The sequence below is a fragment of the Variovorax sp. P1_H12_2 genome (genome assembly GCF_056405335.1).
Window position 1 is genome coordinate 1 of sequence record NZ_JBFUCI010000268.1, and the last position, 8,747, is coordinate 8,747.

The 8,747-nt window shown below is 66.5% G+C and carries 7 protein-coding genes and 1 pseudogene; 5 read left to right on the top strand and 3 right to left on the bottom strand.

All coding sequences use genetic code 11. From position 1 onward, the window contains the following. The 3 genes and pseudogenes from AC1D2K_RS23065 to AC1D2K_RS23075 form a co-directional block, all read right to left on the bottom strand. Positions 1–231, bottom strand: a pseudogene (locus tag AC1D2K_RS23065) (hypothetical protein); the annotation flags it as partial. A gap of 49 nt (positions 232–280) precedes the next feature. Beyond that, positions 281–1,177 carry a POTRA domain-containing protein gene (locus AC1D2K_RS23070; protein WP_478091266.1) on the bottom strand — a complete coding sequence of 299 codons (897 nt, stop codon included), beginning with the start codon at positions 1,175–1,177 and terminating at the stop codon, positions 281–283. A 579-nt stretch (positions 1,178–1,756) separates the two neighbouring features. Beyond that, on the bottom strand, positions 1,757–2,494 hold the full coding sequence (locus tag AC1D2K_RS23075) for a helix-turn-helix domain-containing protein (RefSeq protein WP_478091267.1): 738 nt from the start codon (positions 2,492–2,494) through the stop codon (positions 1,757–1,759). A 202-nt stretch (positions 2,495–2,696) separates the two neighbouring features. On the opposite strand from AC1D2K_RS23075, the gene AC1D2K_RS23080 reads away from it, so the two are divergent. From AC1D2K_RS23080 to AC1D2K_RS23100, 5 genes are all read left to right on the top strand, one after another. After that, the gene (locus AC1D2K_RS23080; protein ID WP_478091268.1) at positions 2,697–3,854 is read left to right on the top strand and encodes an NAD(P)/FAD-dependent oxidoreductase; all 1,158 of its coding nucleotides are present in this window, start codon (positions 2,697–2,699) and stop codon (positions 3,852–3,854) included. A gap of 47 nt (positions 3,855–3,901) precedes the next feature. Then, a complete protein-coding gene (locus tag AC1D2K_RS23085) occupies positions 3,902–5,347 on the top strand; it encodes a M81 family metallopeptidase (protein ID WP_478091270.1) in 1,446 nt (481 codons plus the stop codon). A gap of 47 nt (positions 5,348–5,394) precedes the next feature. Further along, on the top strand, positions 5,395–6,972 hold the full coding sequence (locus tag AC1D2K_RS23090) for an ABC transporter substrate-binding protein (RefSeq protein WP_478091272.1): 1,578 nt from the start codon (positions 5,395–5,397) through the stop codon (positions 6,970–6,972). 21 nt (positions 6,973–6,993) lie between these two features. Then, positions 6,994–7,929 carry an ABC transporter permease gene (locus tag AC1D2K_RS23095; protein ID WP_478091274.1) on the top strand — a complete coding sequence of 312 codons (936 nt, stop codon included), beginning with the start codon at positions 6,994–6,996 and terminating at the stop codon, positions 7,927–7,929. A 20-nt stretch (positions 7,930–7,949) separates the two neighbouring features. After that, positions 7,950–8,747, top strand: a 798-nt coding sequence (locus AC1D2K_RS23100) for an ABC transporter permease (protein ID WP_478091276.1), incomplete at its 3' end; no start/stop codon positions are given.

An 8,747-nucleotide genomic window follows, 5' to 3' on the forward strand; every position in this document is an offset into this window, starting at 1 on the left:
GTCGAGCATAGGCCCGAAATGCTGTGCGAGTTCCTGAACAGGATCGCCACGGGAGTAACGCTGAAACATCAGGCGTTCGTAGCGCTGCGCGATTTCATGCACAAACTGCGGGCGATACGATTCATCAACAAATGGATTCTGAATTCTAATTAAATCCTTGGAAATCACATCGTGCGAATTAGAAATTCGCCTATTCCAATACGCAAGGCCGCCTTTGGTGTCGCGAATCACAGTTTTGCTCCCAAATTAGCTCCATTCGGAAGCAGAATTTTTGAGGTATCTACAGGCTTGGCGTTGCCAGCCGCATCCAACACACGAATTTCAGTGCTTCCATCCGGCAGCGTTCGAACCATCCATCTCTCAACGCGGCCGTTGGTAAGTGATGTTCGGACAGGGTCGCGCGCAGTGGGCGTTTGCGCGTGTACGCGACCACCAGGTCGCTGTCGCCCGGCCGCGCGCCTGGCGCAGTGGAAGCCTCGATCTGGATGTCGGCGTCAGCGGTGGGCAGGCGCTTGAGGTTCTCCAGGCCCTGTTCGATGTCGCGCAGGTTGACGAGACGGCCCACTTGCGCCGGGATGGCGCCGCGCAGGCTGGTGGAAGTCTTGTCCTCGCCTTCTTCCCGATCCTCGAAGCGGATCGCTGCAATGCGACTGGGGACCAGCGTCAGGACCAATGTGCCGGCGGCAAGGTCCTGCGGGCCGACGAGCACGCGTGTGGTGACATAGCCTCGGGCGATCACGGCCTGTTGGACGCGAGCGAGGATGACGTTGACGCCTGCGGTGCCGAGGCAGCGACCCTGCCAGTCGTCGGCTGCTTCACCCGATCTCGCTGCGGCATCCAGCGCCCATTGGAAATCGTCCGCCAGTTCGCCCGAGAGCACCAGCCGATCGATGCGAAAGCACGGCCGCTCGTCCTCCGCCAAGGTTTGCGCATCGATGACCGCGGGCTTCGGCCGAGTGTCGACCGTGCGTTCCTGCTGCTCGCGCAACGCGCGTTCGCGCTCTAGCTGGCGTTGCTCCTCGATGATCGGCCTGGGCGTGGAGGCGACTTGCGCATGAGCCGCGAACGCGGCGGCAACGCCCGTGAGCAAAAGGGGCGAGAGGATGGAGGCCGAGAGTTTCGGAACGCGGCAAACAGCCGCTTTGGGCGACGCACGCCCGCGGAAAGGAAAAGTCATTGTTCTTATTGATGCGCCGAAGGACGCGGCATCACCGCGTCGATCCGAAAGCACCACCACCCTGAATTGCTCAGCTTGGACGAATGATTTCTTCGTATCAGCGAGTCAAGATTGACAAAAATTCTGTCAAGAAAGGCCGGCGATTTTCTAGGGCGCTGCGCACCTCGGGAGCTATTCGCCCACCGATGCCTTGCGCACATCCGTCGGGTGCCTCTAGGGGCAGAGGAACGGCTTTTCTCGACTGATTATTGTAGAAATGCAAGTCCTCGCGACGACATCAGATTCGTCTTGGATTCGTGCAATATCTCTCTTTTTCTTTCGAAGAAATTCACCGCGCAAGCCACCATTCAATTGCCAAATAAACATCTACATCGAGTGAAATAAGAAGATCTTCTTACCTCTCGCTCGACACAATGAGTTGGTGTCTCGAATTGCCGGTCCGCTTTGACACGGCACGCTCAACGTCTATTTGCGTTTGCACGGAGGAACAGACATTGGCGTATGCGTACGGCCCTATGTCTTCCTCTCGACTTTCGACTTGCCGCCGCCATCAGCCTTCGACGGCGTCGATKGCGTGGGCTAAGCGCTCTTTCCGGCCTTCGCGGTCTTGGCGCTTTTCTTTGCGGCAGGCTTGCGCGCAGTCTTCACCATGGGCGCCATGCGCTCGTCGCCGTCGCGGGCGGAGCGCATCAGGCCGCTCTCGCTCGAAGTCATGCCCACGATCTTCGCGAGCTGGCGGCTCACGCTCACGTAGGCATGGCCGAGACGGCTGTCGAAGTACAGCGAATCGCCGCGCGCCAGGTGAACCACCTCGCCGTTCTCGAAGTGCACCTCGATCTCGCCCGACAGCACATAGGCGAACTCCTCGCCCACATGCCGCACGAAGTCCTCGGGGCCGTGAATGCGGCGTGCATGCACCGTGCCGACGACGGGGCTCATCTGCTTTCCGGCCGCCGTGGTGCCGAGGAACTCGTAGGCGATCGAGAGTCCGCGGTACACCACGCCCTTGCCCGCGCGCGTGACCACCGGCCCTTCGAGCTGCGCGGGCTTGACGCCGGCCCCCGCGAACATCGCATTCATGTCCATCTCGAGCGCACGGCCCAGCGCGGTGAAGTTCTCGTAGCCCAGCGCGAGCTGGCCGCGTTCGGCGCGCGAGATGGTGGTGATCGACACGCCGGAGCGCTCGGCCAGTTGCGCCAGCGTCCAGCCGAAGCGCTTGCGCGCAGTGCGCAGTCGATGGCCGAAAGTGGTGCGGTCCAGCTTGGGCGGCTCTTCCTTCGGCTTCGTCCCCGGCTTGGTCCCTGTGTGTGGATTCACGCGTGGCTTTCTCTTGTGATGCAGGGAGATTCTGCCAGCCCGGCGTCGCGCCATCCATGCCGACCCGCATGACGCGGGCCCGGAAGTTGCGTATACGCAAATTGCGTTGACGCAAATTTCACCGATTCGGTGCCCATGGTTTTCCCTTGATAGGGTCGAATGAATTTGCGTATCCGCAAATTTCTATCTACACTTTTCGCCGATGAGTACCAGCACACCAGCGCCCTTCGTGGCCGACTACCTCGTGATCGGCGGCGGCATCGCCGGGGCCTCGGTGGCCCACTGGCTGGCGCCCCACGCCCGCGTGATCCTGCTCGAACGCGAATCGCAGCCCGGCTACCACTCCACCGGCCGCTCCGCCGCCCTCTTCATGGAAAGCTACGGCACGCCGCAGGTGCGCGCCCTCACGATGGCCAGCCGCGCCTTCCTCGAAGACCCGCCCGCGGGCTTCGCGGAGCATCCGCTGCTCACGCCGCGCGGCGCCATGATGGTCGCGGGCAAGGAGCACATGGCCGAGCTCGAAGCCCACTGGGAGGTACTGCGCGCCATGAACACCGGCGCGTCGCGGCTGAGCGGCGAACAGGCGCGCGAGATGGTGCCGGCGCTGCGGCCCGAACAGGTGCTGGGCGCGGTGTACGAACCCGATGCGGCCGACATGGACGTGCACGCCATCCACCAGGGCTACCTGCGCGGCATGCGGCAGGCCGGCGGCAAGCTGGTGTGCGATGCGGACGTGACGGCCATCGAACGCGTCGGCGACCGCTGGCGCGTGCAGGCCGGCGGCGCCGTGTACGAGGCGCCGGTGGTGCTCAACGCGGCCGGTGCCTGGGTCGACGCCATCGCCCGCATGGCGGGCGTGCGGCCGCTGGGCATCGAGCCGCGCCGGCGCTCGGCCTTCATCTTCGCGCCGCCCGAGGGCGAGAGCGTCGCGCACTGGCCCATGGTCTTCGGCGCCGACGAAGGCTGGTACATCAAGCCCGACGCCGGCATGCTGCTCGGTTCGCCGGCCAATGCCGACCCCACCGAGCCGCAGGATGTGCAGCCCGAGGAGCTCGACATCGCCATCGCCGTGCACCGCATCGAGGAAGCGACCACGCTCGCCGTCCGCCGCCCCACGCGCACCTGGGCCGGGCTGCGTTCCTTCGTGGCCGACGGCGACCTGGTCGGCGGTTTCGAGCCCGGGGCGCCCGGCTTCTTCTGGGTCRCGGCGCAAGGCGGCTACGGCATCCAGACCTCGGCCGCCATGGGCGAGGCCTGCGCCGCGCTGGCACGCGGGTTGCCGCTGCCCGAGCGCATCGCGGCCTTCGGGCTCACGGCCGAGATGCTGGGCCCGCAGCGGCTGCGCGCGGCCTGCGCCTGATCGCCGGACAAGAACAACCGCCCTCCCACCTCAACGAGAACCCACCCATGCGTGTCTTCAGTGCCTCCCTCGCCACCGAAACCAACACCTTCGGCCCGATGCCGACCAGCCTCGCCTCCTTCAAGGACCGCGGCTACTTCGCCGCCGGCAAGCATCCCGATGCGATGACGCTGTTCTCGGGCCCGCTGTGGGCCGCGCGCATGCGCGGCGCCGACAAGGGATGGCAGCTGTTCGAGGGCATGGTCGCCGGCGCGCAGCCCAGCGGCACGACCACGCGCCATGCCTACGAGACGCTGCGCGACGAACTGCTGAACGACCTGCGCGCGGTGCTGCCGGTCGACATGGTGCTGCTCGGCCTGCACGGCGCGATGGTGGCCGACGGCTATGACGACTGCGAAGGCGACCTGCTGGCGCGCGTGCGGCAGATCGTCGGGCCCGACGTGGTGATCGGCGCGGAGCTCGATCCGCACAACCACCTCACGCCCGAGATGGTCGCCAACGCCGACGTGATGATCTCCTTCAAGGAGTACCCGCACACCGACGTGCTCGAGCGCGGGCTGGAGCTGGTCGACATCTGCGCCGCCACCGTCGAAGGCAAGGTCAGGCCGGTGGCCGCGGTGGTCGACTGCGACATGATCGTCACGGTCCACACCTCGCGCGAACCGGCGCGCGGCTTCGTCGAGCGCATGCAGTCGCTCGAGGGCAAGGACGGCGTGCTGTCGGTCTCGCTGACGCACGGCTTCTCATGGGGCGACGTGTCAGAGATGGGCACCAAGGTGCTGGTCTACACCGACGGCAACCAGGCCAAGGCCGACGCGCTGGCGCGCCAGCTCGCCGACGAGCTGATCGCCATGCGCGACGGGCTCACGGTCCACTATCCGAGCATCGACGCATCGCTCGACGAGGCGCTGGCCTTCGACGGCGGCCCCGTGGTGCTGTCCGACGGTGCCGACAACCCCGGCGGCGGCGCGGCCAGTGATTCGACCTTCATCCTGCGCCGCATGGTCGAGCGCGGCATTCGCAACGCGGCCATCGGCCCCATGTGGGACCCGATCGCAGTGCGCATCGCCTTCGACGCAGGCGTGGGCGCGAAGCTCGCGATGCGCATCGGCGGCAAGATCAGCCCGCTGTCGGGTGATCCGATGGACCTCGATTGCACCGTGAAGGCGCTGCAGCACGACCTGGTCATGACCGGCCTGGCGGGCACGCCCACGCTGATGGGCGACAGCGCGCTGGTCGAGGCCGACGGCATCGAGATCGTGCTGATCACGCTGCGCAACCAGGCGATGGGCACCGACCTGTTCACGCAGCTGGGCTGCGACCTGGCCGCCAAGAAGATCATCGTCGTGAAGTCGTCGCAGCATTTCTATGCCTCGTACGCCAAGGTCGCGAAGCATGTGATCTATGCGGGCGCGCCGGGCGCCGTGACGCTGGACCTCAGCACGCTGCCGTATCGCAAGGCCCGCCTGCCCAAGTGGCCGATCACCGCATGACCCCCGGGCTTGCCCATTTCTTTTCAGCCCTTACCGGAGAACCGACGATGAAACGACGAACGCTCGCAGCCCTTGCCACCCTGGCGCTTTCAGCCGCGTGCCTGCCGGCGCTCGCCCAGACGCCGCCCAAGACGCTGAAGGTGGTGGCGCATGCCGACCTGAAGATCCTCGACCCGACCTTCACCACGGCCTACATCTCGCGCAACTTCGGCTACATGGTCTACGACACGCTGTTCGCGCAGGACGCGAGCGGCAAGCCGCAGCCGCAGATGGTCGAGAAGTACACGAGCTCCAAGGACAGCAAGCAGTGGAGCTTCACGCTGCGCCCGGGTCTGAAGTTTTCCGACGGCAGCGCCGTGACCTCGGCCGACGCCATCGCCTCGCTGCAGCGCTGGGCCGCGCGCGACAGCATCGGCCGCGCCATGGTGGCGGGTGGCGCCGAGTGGAAGGCCGTGGATGGGCGCACCTTCACGCTCACGCTCACCGAGCCCTWCGGCCTGGTGCTCGACGGGCTGGCCAAGCCCTCCAGCTTTCCGCCGGTGATCCTGCCGGAGCGGCTGGCCAAGATGTCCGCGACCGCGCCGCTGCCCGAGGTGATCGGCTCCGGCCCCTTCATCTTCAAGCGCGACGAGTGGGTGCCGGGCAACAAGACCGTGTTCGTGCGCAACCCCAACTACGTGCCGCGCAGCGAACCGCCGAGCGGCCTGGCCGGCAGCAAGAAGACCACCTTCGACCGCGTGGAATGGCTTTACCTGCCCGATGCCAACAGCGCCATCGCGGCACTCAAGCGCGGCGAGGTCGACCTGGTGGAGCAGGTGCCGCCCGACTACATTGCCCCCTTGCGCACCGACCCGAGCGTGAAGATCGGCTCCGGCGGCACCTACCAGGGCTTCCTGGTGATGAACCACCTGCTGCCGCCCTTCGACAACCCGAAGGTGCGCCAGGCGCTGCTGCAGGCCGTGAGCCAGGAACGCATCGTCGCGGCCATGGGCTATCCGCTCGACATGCGCATGAGCTACTGCCAGACCTTCTTCATCTGCGGCAGCCCCAACGAGACTGCCGCGGGCGCCGAGCCCTACCGCAAGGCCGACGTGGCCAAGGCCAAGAAAATGCTCGCGGACGCCGGCTACAAGGGCGAGAAGGTCACGCTCCTGGTGCCGAGCGACGTCACCTACCTCAACGCCGAGGCGCTGATGGCCGCGCAAACCATGCGCAGCATCGGCATGAACGTCGAAGCGCAGACGATGGACTGGGCTTCCATCGGCGCACGCCGCGCCAAGCGCGACGCACCGGAGGCCGGCGGCTGGAACATGTACGTCACCGTGGCCGGCGAGTTCGACGTCAACTCACCGATCACCAACGCCTACCTGAGCGCCGCCTGCGGCAACTCCCTGCCCGGCTGGCCCTGCGACAAGGCGCTCGACGAACTGCGCAGCGCCTGGCTCAAGGAAACGGTGCCGGCCAAGCGCAAGGAAGTGCTCGACGCCTTCCAGGCCCGCGCCTACGAGGCGGTACCGTACATCAACGCGGGCCAGTATTCGTCCGCGTATGCCGCGCGCGCCAGCCTCAAGGGCACCGACAAGCTCTGGGCCGGCATGCCGACGGTCTGGGTGCTCGACAAGTAACCGGCACCACGCTGCTTCATCATGGGCTACATCCTCCGACGATTTCTCTCGACGCTGCCCGTCATGGCGGTGGTGGCCGTGGTGGTGTTTCTGCTGATTCACCTGTCGCCCGGCGACCCGGCCGCGCTGATCGCCGGCGACCTCGCCTCCGTCGAAGACATCGAGAAGCTGCGCGCCGCGCTGGGCCTGAATCTGCCGCTGTGGCAGCAGTTCGCGATCTGGCTGGGCAAGCTCTTCACCGGCGACCTCGGCACCTCGATCTTCACGCAGGTGCCGGTGACGCAGCTGCTGGGTCAGCGGCTGGAGCCCACGGTGTCGATCGCGGTGCTGACCATGGCGATCACGCTGGTGGTGGCCGTACCGCTGGGCACGCTCGCGGCCTATCGCGCGGGCAGCTGGATCGACCGGCTGGTGATGCTGTTCGCGGTGCTCGCCTTCTCGGTGCCGGTGTTCCTGGTCGGCTACCTGCTGATCTACGCTTTCGCGATCCAGCTGCCGTGGTTTCCGGTCCAGGGCTATGTGCATTTCTCGGAAAGCCCAAGCGACTGGCTGCGCGGCCTGGTGCTTCCCTGCGTGAACCTGGCGCTGGTGTACATCGCGCTCGTGACGCGCATGACGCGCGCCACGGTGCTCGAGGTGCTGCATGAAGACTACATCCGCACCGCGCGCGCCAAGGGTCTCGGCGTGCTGCCGGTGCTGGGCCATGCGCTGCGCAACGCGGCCATTCCCATCGCCACCACGGTGGGCGTGGGCATCGCACTGCTGATCGGCGGCGTGGTGGTGACGGAGACGGTGTTCGCCATTCCGGGCGTGGGCCGACTCGTGATCGATTCGGTACAGCGCCATGACTATCCCGTGATCCAGAGCGTGCTGCTGCTGTCGGCCGGCGTGTACGTGCTGATCAACCTGCTGATCGATCTGAGCTACCGGCTCTTCGACCCGCGAATCCAGTATTGATTGAACCGGGCCTTCATTCCATGTCCACTGCCCTGCCCTTCCGCCACGCCGACGCGCCAACCCCGGTGGCACCGGAGGCCGCCGAAGCTCCCTTCGTGCTGCCGCGCTTTCGCTGGCTGCGCAAGAACCCCACGCTCATCATCGGCGCGCTGCTGCTGGTCGCGGTGGCCGCCATCTCCATCGCCGCGCCCTGGATCGCCACCTTCGACCCGCAGGACATCGACCCGCTCGCGCGCATGCAGCCGCCCTCGTCCGAGCACTGGTTCGGCACCGACGCGCTGGGCCGCGACGTGTTCAGCCGCGCAGTGTGGGGCGGACGGGTGTCGATGATCGTCGGCGCCTCGGTCGCGCTGCTGGCCACCTTCTTCGGCGTGCTGACCGGCCTGTTCGCGGGCTTCGTGCGCTGGGCCGACGGGCCGGTGATGCGGGTGATGGACGGGCTGATGGCCATTCCCGGCATCCTGCTCGCCATTGCACTCATGGCGGTGACGCGCGCCAGCCTGACGACGGTGATCGTCGCCATCACCGTGCCCGAGATTCCGCGCGTGGTGCGGCTGGTGCGCTCGCTCGCGCTCACCTTGCGCGAGCAGCTCTACGTCGAGGCCGCGCACGCGGTCGGCACGCGGCTGCCGCTGATCCTGCTGCGGCATGTGCTGCCCAACATGGTGGCGCCGCTGATCGTGCAGTCGACCTTCGTGGCCGCCGCCGCGGTGCTGACCGAGGCGGCGCTGTCCTTCCTCGGCGTCGGCGTGCCTGCGCAGACACCCAGCTGTGGCAACATGATGGCCGAGGGCCGCAACTTCGTGGCGGTGGCGTTC

Excerpts from the sequence above, each read along its gene's own strand:
- AC1D2K_RS23095 (WP_478091274.1), top strand. The coding sequence starts at position 6,994 with ATGGGCTACATCCTCCGACGATTTCTCTCGACGCTGCCCGTCATGGCG.
- AC1D2K_RS23085 (WP_478091270.1), top strand. The coding sequence starts at position 3,902 with ATGCGTGTCTTCAGTGCCTCCCTCGCCACCGAAACCAACACCTTCGGC.
- AC1D2K_RS23070 (WP_478091266.1), bottom strand. The coding sequence starts at position 1,177 with ATGACTTTTCCTTTCCGCGGGCGTGCGTCGCCCAAAGCGGCTGTTTGC.